The sequence below is a fragment of the Riemerella anatipestifer ATCC 11845 = DSM 15868 genome, assembly GCF_000252855.1.
Classification (GTDB): Bacteria; Bacteroidota; Bacteroidia; order Flavobacteriales; family Weeksellaceae; genus Riemerella; species Riemerella anatipestifera.
Genome location: NC_017045.1, coordinates 2,064,283 through 2,084,240 on the forward strand (window position 1 = coordinate 2,064,283; position 19,958 = coordinate 2,084,240).

13 protein-coding genes are annotated in these 19,958 nt (G+C 35.9%); 2 read left to right on the forward strand and 11 right to left on the reverse strand.

What is annotated here, in order from left to right; genetic code table 11:
• Positions 1-38: 38 nt before the first annotated feature.
• Positions 39-3,482, forward strand: a complete 3,444-nt coding sequence (locus tag RA0C_RS09755; RefSeq protein ID WP_004918625.1) for a DEAD/DEAH box helicase family protein — start codon at positions 39-41, stop codon at positions 3,480-3,482.
• A gap of 65 nt (positions 3,483-3,547) precedes the next feature.
• Here RA0C_RS09755 and RA0C_RS09760 read toward each other — a convergent pair whose 3' ends face one another.
• From RA0C_RS09760 to RA0C_RS09790, 7 genes are all read right to left on the reverse strand, one after another.
• Positions 3,548-4,408, reverse strand: a complete 861-nt coding sequence (locus RA0C_RS09760; RefSeq protein WP_004918623.1) for an endonuclease/exonuclease/phosphatase family protein — start codon at positions 4,406-4,408, stop codon at positions 3,548-3,550.
• Positions 4,389-6,206, reverse strand: a complete 1,818-nt coding sequence (locus tag RA0C_RS09765; protein ID WP_004918620.1) for an alkaline phosphatase — start codon at positions 6,204-6,206, stop codon at positions 4,389-4,391. The genes RA0C_RS09760 and RA0C_RS09765 overlap by 20 nt, the downstream gene beginning before the upstream one ends.
• Complete coding sequence (locus RA0C_RS09770; RefSeq protein ID WP_013447179.1) at positions 6,206-7,717, reverse strand: RagB/SusD family nutrient uptake outer membrane protein; 1,512 nt, start codon at positions 7,715-7,717, stop codon at positions 6,206-6,208. Before RA0C_RS09770 ends, RA0C_RS09765 begins: the two co-directional genes overlap by 1 nt.
• Before the next feature lie 20 nt (positions 7,718-7,737).
• The gene (locus tag RA0C_RS09775) at positions 7,738-10,608 is read right to left on the reverse strand and encodes a SusC/RagA family TonB-linked outer membrane protein (RefSeq protein WP_004918616.1); all 2,871 of its coding nucleotides are present in this window, start codon (positions 10,606-10,608) and stop codon (positions 7,738-7,740) included.
• Between the two features lie 118 nt (positions 10,609-10,726).
• Complete coding sequence (locus tag RA0C_RS09780) at positions 10,727-12,136, reverse strand: metallophosphoesterase (protein ID WP_004918614.1); 1,410 nt, start codon at positions 12,134-12,136, stop codon at positions 10,727-10,729.
• Positions 12,137-12,208: 72 nt separating this feature from the next.
• Positions 12,209-13,852, reverse strand: a complete 1,644-nt coding sequence (locus tag RA0C_RS09785) for a peptide MFS transporter (protein WP_004918611.1) — start codon at positions 13,850-13,852, stop codon at positions 12,209-12,211.
• A gap of 140 nt (positions 13,853-13,992) precedes the next feature.
• Positions 13,993-14,553 (reverse strand): hypothetical protein, encoded by a 561-nt coding sequence (locus RA0C_RS09790; protein WP_004918609.1) that lies wholly within the window; start codon positions 14,551-14,553, stop codon positions 13,993-13,995.
• Between the two features lie 342 nt (positions 14,554-14,895).
• On the opposite strand from RA0C_RS09790, the gene deoC reads away from it, so the two are divergent.
• Positions 14,896-15,642, forward strand: a complete 747-nt coding sequence (deoC, locus tag RA0C_RS09795; protein ID WP_004918606.1) for a deoxyribose-phosphate aldolase — start codon at positions 14,896-14,898, stop codon at positions 15,640-15,642.
• Positions 15,643-15,773: 131 nt separating this feature from the next.
• On the opposite strand, the gene RA0C_RS09800 is transcribed toward deoC, so the two are convergent.
• The 4 genes from RA0C_RS09800 to RA0C_RS09815 all read right to left on the reverse strand — a co-directional run bounded on the left by RA0C_RS09800 (position 15,774) and on the right by RA0C_RS09815 (position 19,888).
• Complete coding sequence (locus RA0C_RS09800) at positions 15,774-17,372, reverse strand: 2-oxo acid dehydrogenase subunit E2 (protein ID WP_004918604.1); 1,599 nt, start codon at positions 17,370-17,372, stop codon at positions 15,774-15,776.
• A gap of 74 nt (positions 17,373-17,446) precedes the next feature.
• Positions 17,447-18,448, reverse strand: a complete 1,002-nt coding sequence (pdhA, locus tag RA0C_RS09805) for a pyruvate dehydrogenase (acetyl-transferring) E1 component subunit alpha (RefSeq protein WP_004918602.1) — start codon at positions 18,446-18,448, stop codon at positions 17,447-17,449.
• 139 nt (positions 18,449-18,587) lie between these two features.
• Positions 18,588-19,229, reverse strand: coding sequence for a hypothetical protein (locus RA0C_RS09810; RefSeq protein ID WP_004918601.1), 642 nt, complete (start codon positions 19,227-19,229; stop codon positions 18,588-18,590).
• A 35-nt stretch (positions 19,230-19,264) separates the two neighbouring features.
• Positions 19,265-19,888 (reverse strand): hypothetical protein, encoded by a 624-nt coding sequence (locus RA0C_RS09815; RefSeq protein ID WP_004918598.1) that lies wholly within the window; start codon positions 19,886-19,888, stop codon positions 19,265-19,267.
• Positions 19,889-19,958: the final 70 nt, after the last annotated feature.

The following is a 19,958-nucleotide window of genomic DNA, read 5'->3' on the forward strand; positions in this document are numbered from 1 at the left end:
TTTTTGAAACTCTCTTAGACAGGGAGAAAGATATAACCATGAACACCAACTTTGCTTTTCTAAAAAACGAATTTAAAGACCTCTATGAGCATAGTAAAAGTGCGGAGCAAAACACCTTTACTCAGCCTAGATTTTGTTTAATTTCTTGTCGCATTACGCTAGAGAAAGCAATGCATTGGCTTTATGATAACGATGAGGATTTGCACTTGCCTTACCAAAAGAATTTGGCGGCACTCATGTATGCAGACGATTTTAAAAACATCGTAAAGCCCTCTATGTTTAGAGAGTTGGTGTACATTCAAAAAATAGGTAATAGGGCGGCACATGGCGAAAAAGTAACCGCAATGGAAGCCTTACAAGGGCTGAAGAATTTGTTTCGTTTTCTTTCTTGGGTTAGCAAATATTATAGCCAAGAAGACCCAGAAATTCCCCCTTTTGAGGAACGCTACATTCCTTACGATACACCTAGGGAAACGGAAGCCCAAGTTATACAAGATTTAGAGAATAAAAGCCGAGCAGTCTTAGAAAAAGAAGAAGCTCTGATAAGAGAACGCCAACTGCTAGAGCAAGAAAGGAAAGACCTAAGGAAAGAGCGAGAGGCTTATCTAAAACTGATGACCGAGCGTAAGCAGGAAAGAACCGAAACTTACCAGAATGTGGAGGCGGTGCCAGAACTTACTTCCGAAAAAGAGACTCGCCGTTTGCTTATAGACCTTATGCTGAAAGAAGCAGGTTGGGGAAATTTACAAAAAGGTATCAATACAGAATATCCTGTGGAGGGGATGCCTGCTAGTACCAACCCATCGGGTAAGGGTTTTGTAGATTATGTCTTGTGGGATGATAACGGTAAACCATTGGCTGTGATAGAAGCGAAAAAAGCCAGCTATGATGCTGCCAACGGAAAACACCAAGCCAGCCTTTACGCCGATGCTCTTGAAAGGAAATTTGGGCAACGCCCTCTGATTTTCTATACCAATGGTTATGAGGTTTATTTTTGGGACGATACTTTCTACACGCCACGCAGGGTGTATGGTTTCTTTAATAAAAAAGAATTACAAACTCTTATCAAACGAAGAAAGGAGCGTAGCGATATTCGTCAGTTTCAGATAAATCAGAATATTGCGGGTCGTCCGTATCAGCTCCAAGCTATCCAAAGAGTGGCAGAAACTTTGGTGGGAGAACACAGAGGCAATCTAAGAGGTAAAAGCCGAAAGGCACTCCTAGTGATGGCTACAGGAAGCGGAAAAACCCGTACTTCTGCCGCTATGGTAGATATGTTTACCAAGTGCAATTGGGCAAAACGGATTCTGTTTTTGGCAGATAGGAACGCATTGGTTACACAGGCAAAAAATGCATTTAAGGAACATTTGCCACACCTTTCAGCCATAGATTTAACACAAGATAAAGATGATGGTACGGCTCGTGTGGTATTTTCCACTTACCCTACTATGATGAACCGTATAGACCAAATAACAAGCAACGGCGAAAGACAGTTTAGCATCGGACATTTCGATGTGATTATCATTGACGAAGCCCATCGTTCGGTCTATCAAAAATACCAAGCGATTTTTGATTATTTTGATGCCATACTTATTGGGCTCACAGCAACGCCTAAAAAGGATATTGATAGAAACACCTATCAGCTTTTTGAGATAGAAGACGATAATCCCACCTTTGCTTACGAGCTAGACACCGCTGTGAAAGAAGGCTTTTTAGTACCACCTAAGGCTTTGTCTGTTCCCGTGAAATATGTGAGAGAAGGGATAAAATACAAAGAGCTAAACGAGAAAGATAAAGCAGAAATAGAAACTCTTTTTGGGCTAGATAGCGAAGAGAATGAAGATTTTGAAATTAGCAAAAATAAGATTAACTCATCACTTTTTAATACCGATACAGTAGATAAAGTATTGTCCTACCTTATGGAGAAAGGGTTAAAGGTAGAGTCTGGTGATAAGCTAGGGAAAACTATTATTTTCGCTAAAAATCATAATCACGCTGTTTTTATAGAGGAACGATTTAATAAAATGTACCCTGAATACGGAGGAACTTTTCTGCGTGTGATTGATAACTACGAGGATAAAGCCCAAAACCTATTAGAGAATTTTTGCTTTGATAAAGGCGAAGAAAAAGATCCTCAAATTGCGGTTTCGGTGGATATGATGGATACTGGAGTAGATGCTCCAAGGGTATTGAATTTGGTCTTCTTTAAAGAAGTGAAATCCTTTGCTAAATTTTGGCAAATGATAGGGCGAGGCACTAGAAAATGCCCTGATATTTTCGGTAAAGACCAAGATAAAGAGTTTTTCTTAATCTTTGACATCTGTGGTAATTTTGAATATTTTGACGAATTCCCAGATGGTTATCAGCCTAGCCAAACTCAATCTTTGCAATCCCGATTGTTTGACATACAGTTAGATATTGTGTTTCACCTGCAACAACAATCAGAAAAAACATTATCTGCTTTGGCTTTAGAACAAGAGTATTTGCAACAGTTGCAAGCTAAGGTTCAGCAATTAGACGAACAGCGTTTTGAGGTAAGGAAGCATTGGGAAATGGTCCGAAAGTATAAAGAGGCTTCTGCTTGGGTTCAGCTATCTCGTTCGGCACTGCTAGAGCTTTACGGTATAAGCCATCTAGTTTCCTATACTGAGGATAAAGATGAAATGGCTAAAAAGTTTGATTTATTACTTTTTAATCTCAATCTAGCGTTGGTTACTTCGGACAAAAAACAAAAAAACTACATTGCCAATGTAATGAATTTTGGACAATTACTAGGCAAAAAACTTAATATCCCAATTGTAAAACAAAGAGAGGGAATTATAAAAGACATCCAGACCGATGCTTTTTGGCATTCGGTAGATTTGGCTACCGTAGAGCAGATTCGTACCGAACTGAGGGAAGTGGTTAAAGTACTTAGAGATGAGGATAAAGAAAAACCTATCTACACCACTATTGAAGATGAACTAAATGTGAATGAGGTAAGAGAAATGGATTTGCTAGAAAACTACACTTCTCTACAAAGCTATAAAGACCGTGTGGAACATTTTATTAGGAAAAATAAGCACCATTTGGTTATTGATAAACTTTACAAAAACATTCCGATTACGCCTAGCGAACTAAAGTCTTTGGAGGATTTCTTGGTACATCAAAAATTCAATCTCAGCGATATAGAAAAAGAGTATGAAACAAAGTCTTTAGGGCTTTTCATTCGTAAAGTTTTAGGGTTAGACATACAAGCAGCTAATGCCCACTTTGCTCGGTTTATACAAGAAGAAAACTTAACTGCCGACCAAATGTTGTTTGTAGAAAAAATCATTCATTACCTTAACAAAAACGGAATTTTAGATAAACAAATGCTTACCAAACCTCCGTTTAACGACCAATATGATAACGGCATTTTAGGTGTTTTTGAGGAGAAAACACAGGTAATGAAGATTATAGGTCTAGTAGATGAGATCTCCAAAAATGCAGGAGTAGCATAGGACTTTTAGTTTTTTATTGATGAGAAGGAGAGGTGTCGCTCTATAACAAAACACCTCTCGTTAGCCTACTCAATATTTCTTCTTAGTTTTGTTATATAAATTTCTGTGAGCACAGGGAAATGGTCATACGGATATTGTCCGTAGAACTGATTGGACAGGATTTGGTATTGTAAAACCTCCGTGTCTTTTGGAACGAATATATAATCTATCCTAGGTGATTGCCCTACTTTTTTGCCAAACGCCTGAAAAGTTCCGTTGTTAAGTAATGTTTTTTTGGCTAGTGTAGAGGCTTCAGCTAGGGGAGGTAATACCTGTTGCAATAGCTCTTGATTGCTAAAAGTGGTGTTGAAGTCTCCCATGACTAAAGTGTAGATATTTTGCTCTCTATCTTTGTTAATATATTCTTGAATTAAGGCAAGGCTATTTTTCCTAGACAACTCACTCTCATGGTCAAAATGTAGGTTATATATCTTTAGAGTTGATTTGGAAATGTTGTCTTTTAGCATTACCCAAGAGCAAATCCTATTAAGATTTGCTCCCCAAGCTTTGGAAATTTTGTTAGGGGTTGGTGAAAGCCAAAAGGTTCCAGAGTCTAACAATTCAAACCTATTTTTATTAAAAAATAGAGGACAAGCTTCCCCTTGGTTTTCGCTATCTCTTCCTAGGCTGTAGGAGTTGTAGCTAGGTAGAATTGTTTTCAAATCAAGATATTGATTTGGTAATACCTCCTGAAATCCAATGATATCAGGAATATAAAACTCTAATAGGTTTTTAGTATTTAATATTCTATTACGCCATACATTCAGTCCGTCATCAGGGTTATCATATCTGATATTAAAGGTCATTAGTTTTAGATTTTGGCTCGAATAGAAAGAGCTAAAGAGTAAAACCCAAGCTAAGAATAAATTAGTGATGATTGTTTTCATGTTGCATGTTAAGAGCTTTTAATATTTTATAAAAAACATCAGTGTTATCCATAAATCCAGTGAATTGTTCGGCTCCAGGACCATAGGCAAATACTATTGTAGGTAGAGCTGTGTGATCCATCGTGGCAAATTGTCCAAATATTTTATTTTGTTTAGGGTTGCCTCCAAGTAATGTAAGTCCTCCTGTTTCGTGGTCTCCTACTACTACAACTAGAGTTTCTTCATTTTCATCAGCAAATTTCAATGCTGAACCTACAATATTATCCATCTCTTGCAGTTCAGACACAGCATAAGGAAGGTCTCGCCAATGCCCACCAACATCTGTTTGACTGGCTTCTATTAAAAAGAAAAAACCTTGTTTGTTTTTGTTTAATTTGTTTAAGAAAAGAGAGTAGGCTTGTTGTAGCCAGTTGTTTCTCTTGTCTAGTTTCATTTTTTCTGCTGTTTGGTCAAGTATCAAAGTCTTTTTTGAGTGAGATAAATCACAGTCTAGCGATTTTGCTATTTTGATACCTTGATTTTTTAGGTGATTTTCTATCTCTTCTGACCATCCTGAAAACGGTGAACCTGCTAGATATTTCAGCTTAGAAGTTGGGAAAAATGAAATGATTTTGGTGTGGTCATTACGGTTAGTAGTATGGGCGTAGAAATCTGCAGGAGTAGCATCGGTTACCTCTGCTGTTGTTACCACGGCACTTACTTTGCCATATTTATCAAGAATATCTGGTAATAGTTCTAGGGGATTTCCTTTTTTATCTACTCCAACATAGGCATTATTAGTTTTAACCCCACTAGAAAAAGCCGTAGAGCCAGGTGCAGAATCTGTGATAAAAGAGTCTGCTGATGAAGTGTTTACTACCCCAGAATAAGGCATTTTGAAGATGTTCAGATTGTTACCATTGGCGGTATATGCAGCGTATAGCTGTGGTAAAGAGACGCCATCTGGTATAAAAAGCAAAATATTTTTTGCCTTTTTTTTATCAAAGTTTTTGTATTTGGGCTGATAGGGTTGGTGGGAAACTTTGGAAGTATAGCTACTTTTGGCTAGTCGTTCAAGAACTTCTGCTAGGGCTTTAGGTTGGTCCGTTGAAATATAATCTACATTATATACCATTAGTGTATGCCACGCATTGATTTCATCTGGGCTTCCCCAAAATCTAATAGGTTTTCCTAAGGAGTGAACTTTGTCTATAGTCTCAAGAATAGTTTGTTTCTCTCTAGCTTTGGGATAGCCTTTGCCATTCCATTGAGTGTACTTCTTGAAATCATCACTAATTATTGCAATTTTTGCTAGTTCGTTTTGGGAATATCTTTCACCAATTCTCCCATCAAACATTAAATAATAGGGATATTGAGAAAATAATTCTTTAGGTGGTATATTGCCTGTAATTACAAATTGAACCTGTTGATGCAGATTTGGATATGTCTCTAATAGGTTTTGAATTTGAGGTAAAGTATCTTGCCAAGGAGTTTTTAGGTCAATTAGAAGTTTCAGTGGCCGTCCTTTTCCCTCAACCCAAAGTTTTGAGAGTGGTTTTATATATAAGGTTTCTAGTGTTCTATCATTCTGTATTTCTGAGGCATCGTGGGCAACCATAAGATTATTGCCGTCCCAATGTACATCTACTTCTATTAACCCAAATCCTAAGGTGAAACTTTCTATTAGAGGGGAGGTCTGCAAGTAATCATTGTGAGAAAATCCGTTTTCTAAGCTGTATTTTTCATAATTTTGAGAGAAAAATAGCTTCACTGAAAATAGCAGTCCGAAGACTGCTACTTGTTTTAGTATATTTTTCATTACCAACCTTCGTTTTGAGTAATAATACCGTTACTATTTAATACTTCTCGCCTTGGTACAGCCCATACATTATGGATGGCAGGATTGAAGTTTCTAGCCTCCCACACTTGGTTTCCGCTCCAGCCATGCAGTGGTTTAGCATATACGGCTTGCGCGTCTCCCCATCTTACTAAATCTCTATGGCGATCGCTCCATTCGCCTGCTAGTTCATTTCGTCTTTCTCTTTTTAAATCGGTCATTGTATTTCCAGATTTAGGGGATAAGCCTGCTCTTACACGAATCATATTAATTTCGGTATCTGCGTTTTTTCCCTGCATTAGTTTGGCTTCTGCTGCAATCAAGATAACTTCAGCGTAGCGCATCAAAGGAATATTTAAGTTAGTAGCTGGAAAATCTCCGTTTTGGCTAACAATACTTGGATTATTTTTAATATCTACTTTGAAAGCATCCATATATTTATTGAATTGCATTTCTGTAGGACTGTTTACTGTAGAATACACTCTTTCTTTATTATTAAAAATGAATTTGTCGCCTGGTTTTAAAATAGTAGCTTCTCTTCTTTTATCTCCTTCTTCGTAGCTATCGTATAGTTCTTTAGTAGGGGTGAAATATCCCCATCCGTTATATTCTCCCCAACCTCTGTTTTCTAACATTACTCCTGCTAATATAGACCCCCAACCTGTAAACTCTGGAGTTGTATTGGCACTCCATATATATTCTGAACCAAAGTTGTTTTCTGCTTTAAATACATCTCTAAAATTAGCCATTAGTTGCCTATTCCCCTCTTTCATTACCTTAGTTGCCCAGATTTCTGCATTGGCATAGTCTTTTTTGAATAGGTACACTTTGGATAATAATGCCCAAGCTGCCACTTTATGTGGTCTTCCTTTCTCACTTGCAGAAAGTTCGTTGAGCCAAGGTAACATTTCTCCAGCCTTTTTAAGGTCTTCTATAATCATATCATAGTTTACATTTACATTTGTTGCTCTTGGGATAGGCTCTTTAGCAATGCTTCCATCTCTAGGAAGAATAGGGACGCCTGCTTTCTCATTACCATAGTTGGAGGCTAATTCAAAGTACATTCTGCTAGACATAAATAGAGCTTCACCTTTGTATTTGTTTTTTACTTTTTCTGAGGCTGAGGTTTGGTCGGCATAGTGTAGGACATCATTAGCTCGTGCTATTGTCCAATACCTTACAAACCATTGGTTTTCTAAGGAGCCTCCAAGGTATGAGCTGTTAAAGTTTTTGGCGTTGTCAGCCTCTGCTCTTGTACGCCCTGTAACCATATCATCAGATGCATTTATGAACCAAAAAAGTCCGCGTCCATAAAATTCTCCACTCATTAACTGGCGGTACATTGCGTTAGAACCTGTCATTAGGTCATATTCTGTTTTCCAAAAATTCTGCAAATTTGGAGAGCCTTCTTGTTCAATATCAAGTTCTCTACTACAAGATTGAAGGCTGAAAGCAAGTATAAGAGATAGGGCTAGTATTTTCAGAGTTTTCATAATATATCTTTTAATTATAATTATAGACTAATGTTTACACCTAGAATGATATTTTTGGCTATAGGGTAGCGTCCCTGATCAATTCCCAAGAAATCCATTCCTACTTCGGGATCAAATCCTGTATATTTTGTAAACGTTAAAAGGTTGGTGCCAGAGGCATAGATTCTTAATTTTTTGATACCAGCAGAAGTTAGAGCAGGTGATTGTACATTATAACCAATACTAAAATTTCTCAAACGCAAGAAAGAGCCATCTTCTACATAAAAATCCGAAACATTAGAGTAGTTTCCATTAGGGTCTCTTGCTACGACACGAGGAATGTTGGTTGCGGTATTGTTTGGAGACCATGCGTTGAGGATGTCTCTGTCTAAATTATAGTTTTGGCCAGCTCCTACTGGGTTCATAGTAACAAATTTTAGAGCATTAAAGATTTTGTTTCCGTGTACTCCTTGGAAAAATGCTGATAAATCCCAATTGTCATATTCTAGATTTATGGTAAAAGCATAAGTTAATTTAGGAAAAGGATTACCTAGGTTTACATAGTCATCTTTAGGATTGAGTGCTCCAGTAGAACTATTGGCTTTTAAAAATTTTAAATCACCAGGTTTTGCATTAGGTTGTAATAAGTTTCCGTTGGAATCTATATGGGCTTTTACTTCTGCATCTGACTGGAAAATACCTCCTGTCTTATATCCGTAGTAAGAATACATAGATTGCCCAACAACATTTCTTACAGGGTAGAGTGATCTACGCATATTGGCATTCATTTGCATTTCGGTAGACTCTCCCATTGATAATATCTCATTCTTTAGAGTTGCAAAATTCGCATTGATGTTATAGCGGAAACGATTGCTAGTTCTATTTCTAAAATTAACTCCAACTTCAAATCCAGTATCTAGAAATGTTCCCACATTCTCATATATTTCTGTATATCCAGAAGTACTAGGTAGCGGTTTTGCCATAATTTGGTCTAGAGACTTTTTGTGAAAATAATCTACGGTCATCGTAAAGCGGTCACGCGATATCCCAATATCTATCCCTAAAGTATTTTGTTGGCTTTTTCCCCATTTTAAATTAGGATTTCCAAGAATACTAGCATAATAAGCCATGTTTTGTGTAGGATTCTCTCCAAAAATAATGTTTTCAAATCTGGTAAATAGGGGATAGATGGCGTTAACATTATTTTGTAGTCCACCTAAATTTCCTGTCAGACCGTGGCTGTATCTCAGTTTTAATGTGCTAAAATGAGACCCAGTCATAAAGTTTTCCTGTGCGATATTCCATGCTCCTGAAATTGCATAGTAGTTTTCAAATCTATTTTGTTTTGGAAGTAGTGAGGTGCCATCTTTTCTACCTATCAATGATAAAATATAACGAGAATGATAGTCATAGTTTAATCTTACCATTGCAGAGGTTAATGCCCTTTTCTCCAAGAAACTTTCTGTAATTTTTGTTCCTGTTCCGTTTTGTAGATACATAAATGATGGTGTTTCTTGCGGAAAATTCTCTATAGAAGCCCCAAAGCCTTCTCCTGAATCTTTTTGGAAGGAATATAAACCAGTTAAGCTAATATTATGTTTGCCAAAACTTCTATCATAAGTTAAAATTTGTTCGGAGAGTAATGTTTTTAAATAATTGGTTCTATATCCAACACCATTTCTAAAATCAGGTTTTCCAATTTCTGGTCTTTGAACTTTAACATCTTTATTATTGATAAAAGATTGATTTAGTGATAAATTAGATCTAAATTTTAAATGAGGATTTATTTTTATCTCTAGATAAGGATTAATTAATAGTGTGTGTACTGGTCTTCTAAAGTTAATACGCTCTAATTCTGCAACTGGGTTTACGGTGTCTCCGTAATCTCCAGCAAAATCTAAAGGAAGTCCGCTATAGTTACCATTCTTATCTCTAACAGTAACGCTTGGGGTATAATACATAGCCGCTAAAATAGCTCCAGTGTAGCCATCATTTGTGTTTGCACCATTTCCTGCCAAACTAGTGTAACTAAGATTTTGTCCCAGCTTAAACCAAGGTTTTAATTGATGGTCTGTATTCAGCCTAAAGTTGTAACGGTCTAAGCCAGTATTTAATAAGGTACCTTCTTGCTTACGATAATTAAAGCTCATAAAGGCATTAGTTTTTTCTCCTCCACTGCTTAAATCAACGTTGTAATCTTGAATAGAACCTGTTCTAAAGATTTCTTCTATCCAATCTGTTCTAGTGATTCGACCGTCTGGATTTGTGGTGGGATCAAATGCTCTAGGAACTGCAAGTCCTGCATTTTGGTATGCTTTAGTCATTATGTCTTGGAATTCAGCAGCATTCAAAGCCTTCTTTTTTCGCCAAGCTTGTTGGAAACCTTGTTTTACATCAAAATTGATATTGAGCTGCCCTTTTTTACCTTTCTTGGTGGTAATAAAGATAACCCCTCCAGATGCTCTAGCTCCATAAACTGCCGCCGTAGCATCTTTTACCACATTCATAGATTCTATATCATTTGGGTTTATAAAAGGGGCTTTTTCAAATAACACGCCATCAATAACATAAAGTGGTTCTTCTCCATTAACACCCCCTAGACCACGAATCGTAACTTTTGGGATTGAAGTAGGATCTCCTCCTTCGCCAGTAACCATAACTCCAGCTGTTTTTCCTTGTAGTACGTCTGCTACACTCGCTACTGAGCGGTCTGCAATATTGTCTAAATTAGTTTTAGCTACGGAACCTGAAGTCTTTTTAAATTCTTTTCTACCGTATCCAATATTCACCAATGTTACTTCCTCTATCACTTTAGTTTTTACACTATCTTGATGAGATTGTGCTAAAGCAAGAGATGGAAATGTAGCTAATCCTAATAGGTAGCAAATTGCTGTAGTTTTCTTTCTAAACATAGTTAAAAATTTTGGCTCAAAATTAGAACCATCATTTTAAATAAATGTTTCAAAAATGTTAACTATAAATTAACATTTTCCAAAGGCCATATTGTGATAACTATAAGTTATATTGTCTTTAGTCGTGAAATAATTCTGGATTTAGCTCTCCACGAATTGTTTCTATTGAAAGGGATAATTCTTTTCCCATAGTGCCTTGGAAATAGAGAAGGTTAATAGGGTGGTAACCCTTTTCTAGGACTAATTCTTTTGATAAAGTTTTGGCAGAGTGTCCTCCATCATTATTAATTTGTTCTTTGCTATGTAAGTAAAGAATGCTTCCATCATCACTGCGGAGATTTAAACGGTAACGGTTCGTTTCGGGAATCAATAGATAACCATTAAATTCTAATCCAAAATGAGTGTTGCTTACATTATGTGGTATTTCTATGGTAGAGGCTATCCCTATTGATGAGGTTTTTAGCTTTTTAATTTCTTGTGCAGAAGTTATTTTGCCTTCTGCATATCGGTATGATATTCCTTTCTTGAACTCTATATGTGCACTTTTTGATATGGATTTTATAAGGGTGTCTTTGTCTGTAACTTCTTTGAGCCCAGAGGGATGGTGATAAGTTGTAGAAAACTGCAAGGGTATTCCTGATAAAATTTTGGTACGGAATGAGAGTTCATTTTCTTTTAAAGTAATTAATCTTCCTCCACGAGGTAAACTCCCATAGGCCTCTACTCCAGAAACATTTCCATAGACCAAAGATTTTCCTTGGTGTAAGATTTCAAAATTGTTATCGTGGTCGTGTCCGCAGAATGTTCCCAAAAATGTTTTGTAAGGTAAAAGGTGCGAAAATAATCCAGAATTAACTTGAGGCGAAGCAATACTTTCCTTTCCGAGACTTTTTCCTGCCTCATATTCGGGTAATGGAATATGAAGAAATAATAAAGTTGGTAAATGATATTCTTCGCTATGTTGAGCTTCTTTTTGTAACCATTGGATTTGGTCAAGTTTTACCCAATCGTATTTTCCAAAAGCGGAGTTATCTACATAATCGTGAGAATCTGCTAATAATAATTTAGCCTTTGAAATAGAGGAGTCTTTGTTAGAATAAATGTTTAACGAATGATTGAGTACTCCTGATACAGGCAAATTATAACCTTGGAAATATGGACATTTTTTTAAGTGGGACGCTATTTGGTCTTTAGTCCATTCTGCCTCGTGGTCATGATTTCCGAGAACAATAGTCCAAGGGAGTTTCTGTTTTGAGAAGAAGGTGCAAAAGTTCTCCCATCCCTTTTGAGATGGTGATGCTGTTACAATATCTCCTGTCAATATCACGAGGTCTGGCTGGGTTTTATTAATCAGATTTTGAAAGAGTAGAAAATTTTTATTGTCATTTATAGAGTTGGGTTCACTATGAATGTCCGTTAACTGAAGAATTTTAAATTCTCCGTTTGGATTAAATTTCAACTTTTGAGTTTGACCTAGAATAAAGCCCCAGAAAAGCAACAAAATTAGGCAAACAGAATGTGTTGTCATAGGAGTTTTTTTATACTATGAAAATAATTCTTTTTCTACTAGTGTATGTTATATGAAATATTGTTTTAAAATTTACTCTTTCATTGCTTTGTTCAATTTTTTCAGGATTGATAAGCCTAGTAGAGTTGCTAGTAAAAGCAATACAAAGTTTACTAAAAAGAAGTTAGCTTTGTTATCGTAGTTGTACCACATACTAGATAGCACTCCCGAAAGTTTGTTACCTATGGCTGTAGATAAGAAAAACCCACCCATCATCAAAGCTGTAATTCTAGGAGGTGATAGTTTAGACACTAAAGATAATCCCATGGGGGAGAGGCACAATTCTCCAACTGTAATCACGCCGTAAGCTGCCACGAGCCACATAGCAGAAACTTTTACTAAACCATTATCTCCTGCATATACCGCACCTACCATAACCAAACAGCTAAGAGCAGAGATGAATAGCCCTAAAACTATTTTAGCTGGAGTTGTAGGTTCTTTTCCTTTTTTCCTAAGCATTACAAAAAAGCCTACTACTATTGGCGTAAGCAAAATTACCCAAAATGGATTGATGGATTGGAATAATTCCGTGTTATAAAGATATACATTATCGTTAGGATTAGCTTCTAGTTTTTGTTTTTGTACCTCATCTATATTTCTAAAGTAGATATCTTTCCCTTGTTCTTTAATAGGGTTGCCATTTGCGTCTTTTACCGCTTGGTATTGCTCGTCATATACAGGTACCTCTTGTGTCTTGTAATCTTTAGTATCTACTAAATATACATTAGCCAAAGGTTTTTCTATGGCAGCAGGTACACTTCTATCAGTGTAGTACTTTGCCCACCTTGTGAGTGCAGTTCCGTTTTGTTTAAATACAGCCCAAAACATTAGGCTAACTGCAAATATAGCTAACAATGCACCGATAGGGGCTTTATCTTCCTTATTGGCTTTTATGTAAAGAGAAACATAGAATATAATTACAGGGATACACGCAAAAATAAATGCATCTGTACTATCAGCTCCAAAAATATTACCAGGAATAACCCATCCTAACACTCCCACTAAAATCGCAGGTAAAAATACTTTTGTGAGTATGGCACTAATCTTAGTATCACCTTCCTGAACAGGTTTAAGGATATTAGCATTTAAAATATGTTTTCTTCCTAAACTAAATATAATAAGTCCTAAAAACATTCCTACTCCTGCAGTGATGAAAGCCTCACCCCAGCCAAATTTATTCCTCATAAACGCCGCAATAATATTACATACAAAAGCACCAATGTTTATTCCCATATAGAAAATGTTGTATCCTGCATCTTTGTTAGCTTTATAAGGTTCTTCCGAGTATAAATTTCCAAGTAGGGTAGAGATACTAGGTTTAAAGAAGCCATTTCCTATAATGATTAGTCCTAATGAAGTATAGAACATCGGCATATCTTTAAAAACACCTAAACCAATGTAGCCTAGTCCCATAAGTAACCCACCGATGTAAACAGCTTTAATATAGCCCAACAGTCTATCCGCTAAAAAACCACCGAGGAAAGGCGTGAGGTAAGTGAGAGCGATAAAAGTACCAAATATATCATCGGCATTTTTATCATCAAAAGCGAGACCTCCTGTTTCCGTAGGGTCTATCATATAAAGCACAAAAATTCCCAAAATAAGGTAATAGCCAAATCTTTCCCACATTTCGGTAAAGAATAAAAAAGGAAGTCCTTTAGGATGTTTTGTTTTCATAAAATTATTGTTTTGTTTAATGGGTAACAAATATAGTTATTTTCTATAATAAATTTCAATTATATAGAAATAGCTAAAAAACAAATGCGATGTGGATTTTTTCCGCATCGCATTGTAATGTATAAAACTAAATTATAATCTTAGTTTCCTAAAGGAATGTTGTAAGAGAAACCAGCTCCTATACTTCCTGTATCGAAAGCTTGATTACCAATCTTACCGTTGTCTCCTGTAAATACCTTAGTATATTGGATAAAGAAATTCCAATCTCTATTATGGTAACCAATTTCTGGTCTTAAGTAGAAACCACCATCAGGCATTGCTGTTGTATAGTTAGAAGCTACTTTATCATTACCTACGATAAATCCGTAGCCCAAATCAGCACCACCATAGAAGCCAGTCTTTTGAGGATATACCCTCACTAACGCAGCAACAGGAACTACACCAAAATCGTTATTTTTTATGGCACCATTATCTTTAGCAAAAAAGTGATTGTATCCTGTAGCCAAACCTAGACCGAAACCTGGAGTTACTAGGTGTTGATAAGAGATGTTACCTCCGAGGTTCGCAGAAGTGTTATCTCCTGTAGCCACACCTGCGTTAAGACCTACTTTAATCATGTTCTTCATGCTACTACTTTGAGCACTTGTTACTCCTGCAGCTAAAATACCAGCTAAAAGAAGTGTTTGTTTAATCATTTTCATTGTAAAACTTATTTTTAATCTTACTTGCTGTATGTCAAAACTGTGCCAAACTTTATTGGTGAATGTGGTGCTTAATTGAAGCTTTTATACTGAAATAATATTAATTATATCTTGTAAATAATTTTTTCAATAGTTTGTTGGTTTAATTTAAATAAACGATTGTTTAGAGTTGTAGAATAATTAATTTGTATTTTGCGTAAATTAAACATATTATTGAGATTAATAGATGTGGATGGAGCTTGATTATCTTTTTTATTACTAAAGTCATTAGGTGATTTCAATTAGAAAAGGAGAAACTTTCGTATCTTTGACCTCCATTTTAACCTTATAAAAAATAAAGCGATGATAAATGTAAAAAACTATCTAGACTCTACTTATCTTAAAACCCCTGAACAATCTGGACTTACTCTAGAAGAAACTAAAGCAAAGGTAAGAGAACTAACTGATGAAGCAATTGATAATGGGCTTTTTGCTGTGATGATTCGTCCTAATTTTGTTAAAGAAACTAAAGATTATTTAGCTCAAAAAAATGCAAAAGTAGTATTAGGTACTGTAATTGGGTTTCACGAAGGTACGGCAAGTATAGAATCAAAACTAAATGAAGCTCAAAAAGCAATAGAAGATGGTGCTGATGAACTAGATTTTGTTATCAATTATACTGCTTACAAAAACGGCGAAAATGATTTAGTTAAAGACGAATTTTTGCGTTGTACAGAACTTTGCTTAAACCACAAAAAGATAGCAAAGTGGATTATTGAAATCGCTGCTCTTACAGATGCTCAAATAGAGGATTTGACTAAAAAAATAGCAACTTGGGCTACAGATACTTTTAAGGAAGAAGACCTAGAAAATATTTTTGTAAAATCTTCTACTGGTTTCTATCAAACAGAAGGTGGCACGCCTAATGGTGCTACTTTTGAAGGTATTGAAATAATGCTAGAAAACGCAGGGAAACTTCCTGTGAAAGCAGCAGGCGGTGTAAGAACACCAGAAGACGCCGAAAAAATGATTGCTCTAGGCGTGAAAAGAATAGGTACTTCTTCAGCAATGGCTCTTGTAAAAGGTGAAAACGCTTCGGAAGGATACTAAGAAATAAAAACATATTATTAAAAATAACCTCTGCTTCTTAACAGAGGTTATTTTTTATCCTAAATACAAACCATAAAAAACTCCATATCCTTTTGATATGGAGTTTTATTTTTATTAAAGTATTGCAAATATTAAACTAATAATGCAAACGGATTTTCTAGGTAAGTCTTTAATGTTTGTAAAAACTCTGCACCAGTAGCACCATCTACCACACGGTGGTCACATGCTAAAGACAACTTCATAGTATTGCCCACTACAATTTGTCCGTCTTTAACCACAGGCTTCTCTATAATAGCACCTACCGAAAGTATACAAGAGTTCGGTTGATTGATAATAGAAGTAAATGTTTCTATTCCGAACATTCCAAGGTTGGATATTGAGAATGTAGAACCTTCCATTTCGTTAGCTTTAAGACCTTTAGATTTTGCTCTAGAAGCCATATCTTTAACTCCTGCAGAAATTTGACTATAATTCATAAAGTCTGCACTCTTCAATACAGGTACTACTAATCCGTCTGGGATAGCCACTGCCACGCCAATATTGATGCTACCATGATGAATAATCTTATCTCCCGCCCAGCTACTATTGATTTGGGGGTGCTTTCTAAGAGCCATAGCTGTCGCCTTAATCACCATATCGTTAAACGATACTTTAGTGTCAGGAAGTGAGTTAATTTCCTTTCTAGCAGTGATGGCTTTATCCATATTCACCTCTACCATTAAATAGTAATGAGGTGCTGAAAACTTACTTTCAGAAAGTCTTTTTGCGATTACATTTCTAACTTGAGAGTTAGGTGTTTCTGTAGTTTCTCCAGCAACAAAATTCATAGCTACTTGTGCAGCTGGCGTTACAGAAGCAGAACGCTGTTCTGTTGCGTTTGGCTGATAGTTTTCTATATCTTTCTTTACTATTCTTCCGTTCTCTCCAGAACCTTTTAGATTTGTAATATCTATACCCTTCTCCTCTGCCATTTTTCTAGCCAATGGAGAAATAGCCACTCTATCTGTTGAAACACTAGCATTAGATGTTGAAACATTTTCTGCTTTTGAGCTAGAAGCTACACTTGACTGTTCTTGTTGAGCTTGAGGCTTACTAACCACTCCGCCATTAGAAACTATAGCAGAAACATCTGTTCCAGCAGGTCCTATAATGGCTAATATTTTATCTACTTCTGCTGCTTCTCCTTCTCCTACACCTTGGTATAAAAGAGTTCCGTTAAATTCTGATTCAAAATCTTGAACGGCTTTATCTGTTTCTATTTCAGCTAAAATATCTCCTTCTTTTACTGTATCTCCCACATTTTTATTCCATTTAGCTACTTTACCTTCTGTCATTGTATCAGACAGACGAGGCATATTAATTACCTCAACACCTTTAGGTATCTCTACTGATGACGTAGCTTCTGTTACTGTATTTTCTACAGAAGTATTTTCTGATGAAGCTGGTTGAGGTGTACTTTGATTACCGCCCACAAGCCCTGAAATATCTTCGCCTTCTTTCCCTATAATTGCCAAAATAGTATCCACAGGAGCTGCATTTCCTTCACTTACACCTACATAAAGTAGTGTTCCGTTAACCTCTGATTCAAAATCTTGAACGGCTTTATCCGTTTCTATTTCTGCAAGAATATCTCCTTCCTTTACAGCATCTCCAACCTGCTTATGCCATTTGGAAACCTTACCTTCTGTCATCGTATCAGAAAGGCGAGGCATTGTAATTATTTCTGCCATGTTGTTTTATTTATTATGTTTTAGATTTAATTCAAAGAATGAAAAATATTCCTTAAAATAATCTGCACTTAATTTTAGTTTTCTAATTTATCTAAAAAAGGATAATCTGGTGTAGAATAAACATATTCATAAACCTTCTCAGCATCTGGGAATGGAGAGTTCTCCATAAATTCCACACACTCTTCTACAAAAGCTCTAGAGTTTTCATCAAGTTGCTCTAGCTCTGCCTCTGTAGCCCATTTGTTATCTAATATTCTTTGTTTTACAAGTTCAATAGGGTCCTGCTCTTTATGAATAGCTACTTCCTCTTTAGTTCTGTAAGGCTCTGCATCAGACATTGAGTGCCCTCTGTAACGATAAGTTCTAGCCTCTATAAATGTAGGTCCATCTCCTCTTCTTGCTCTTTCTATAGCTTCAAAAGCAGCCTCAGCAACTTTCTCAGGATCCATAGCATCTACTGGTAAACAAGGCATTTCATAACCTAAACCTAGTTTATAGATGTCTTCGTGGTTAGCAGTTCTTTTCACAGACGTTCCCATAGCATACTGGTTGTTTTCACAAACAAACACTACTGGAAGTTTCCAGTTCATTGCCATATTAAATGTTTCATGTAAAGACCCTTGACGAACGGCACCATCTCCCATAAAACAAATATTAACCGCTTTTCTATCAAAATATTTATCAGCAAATGCAATACCTGCTCCCAAAGGAATTTGCCCACCAACGATACCATGTCCACCATAGAAACGGTGTTCTTTACTAAAAATATGCATAGAACCTCCCATACCTTGCGAAGTCCCCGTAGCTTTACCACATAGTTCTGCCATAATTCTCTTAGGGTCTACCCCCATCGCCATAGGATGTATGTGGCAACGGTAAGCAGTTATCATACTATCTTTGGTTAAATCCATAGCATGAGTAAATCCTGCTGGTATCGCTTCCTGCCCATTATAAAGGTGTAAAAAACCTCTAATTTTCTGTTTTAAGTAAAGAGAACGACACTTATCTTCGAAGCGTCTCCACATAGTCATATCTTCATACCATTTAAGGTAAACTTCTTTGGAAAATTCTTTCATAGCTATTTTCAAATATATTGCAAAAGTAAGAAAAATCTCATTTAATATAATACTCTTTCAAAAAGTTTATTGATAAGCAAGACTCTATATCTTGTAAGTCTTGATTATACGCGAAAAACATCTAACTATAAAAAGTATTCTAAAATGTATAGCCAAAACCTAAAGAAGCGGATATATAATTACCAAATTTTATACTATATTCTCTCTTTGACAAAAAATCAGTCCATGTATATTGGTAAACATGACCATAACTATCCTCTGGAAAAATAGGCATATTGTATTTTGCTCCTCCATAGATTACAAAGCTAGAACCATACTTATGAGGAATACGATAGGCTAAACCTAACCTAGGACCGTGTATAACTGTAGTAAAGCCATAGGTTTTTAAATCATAATCTAATGATGGAACTAAAGCTTTCTTGTTATTTAGTTTAATAGGGATTTGAAAGCCAACCATACCACCAACCATTGCAGAAAGTTTATTTTTTACTACATAATCATCTATAGATTCTGGAACATTATCAAAATAAAGAGGTAGTTTTTTCTCATCTATAGAGTTTGCAAACCCAGCTCCTACGCTAATTCCCCAATATAAAAACCTACTAGAAAACATAGGCACCTTAAACTCAATAAAAGCACTCTTAGGTGTTCCGTTTTGTATCCCAGATTCTACTGCTATCGATGCTAAAACAGATGCTTCTATGTCATCTTGAAATCTTCTTGTTGTAGAATCTTGAACCCTTTTAGTATATCTTATTTTACCTGTGTTGTAATCATTCACTACATCACATATATCATCAAATGCAAGTCTTGAATCTATATATTATCAGATAGTTTTTCATCATCGCTTAAGTACTTTACCATCCCTCTTCTTAGAGAAGAGTCTTCGTTAGCTACTCCTTTATGAAGACCTATAAAATGTGCGTAGTCTCCCTTCTTTTGAAGATATACCGAAAAACTATTAACAGAATAATTATTACCTATATTAACTAGATTGATTTTATCCTTTTCTAAAATATAGTTATCCCCTCGAATAAATGCTCTTAAATTTGGACCTTCACACATTTTTACCATCCAGTACTCTCCACCATTTTCTTTTGTACTAACAGAATGCAGGAAGTTAGGTTCCTCAGAAACAACTCCCTTTCTCTTATTAGCGTAGTAAAATTCCAAATAATCAACCTCTTTTGGACTAAAAGATTGAACTCTCCCTGTTTCCTGATGATGTAATTTTAATTTATTCCTTTTCTGAGGTAATGCTGCATATCCTTCTAAAGTTTTCTCATTCTTTAAATGAACTGTTACTGGATATTTTTGACTCGTTTTGTATGCTATTTTTAGAGTTTCGCAACTTGATAGTGATGAAAGTGTAAAAGCGATTACAAACCACGATAAGAAGTAAGAGAATACTTTTCTAAGGGGAGATTTTTGAGAACTCATAACTGTTTTTAAAGTTCACAAAATTACAATTAAATCATTATCTCTCAAAATTAGAATGATTTCTATATTT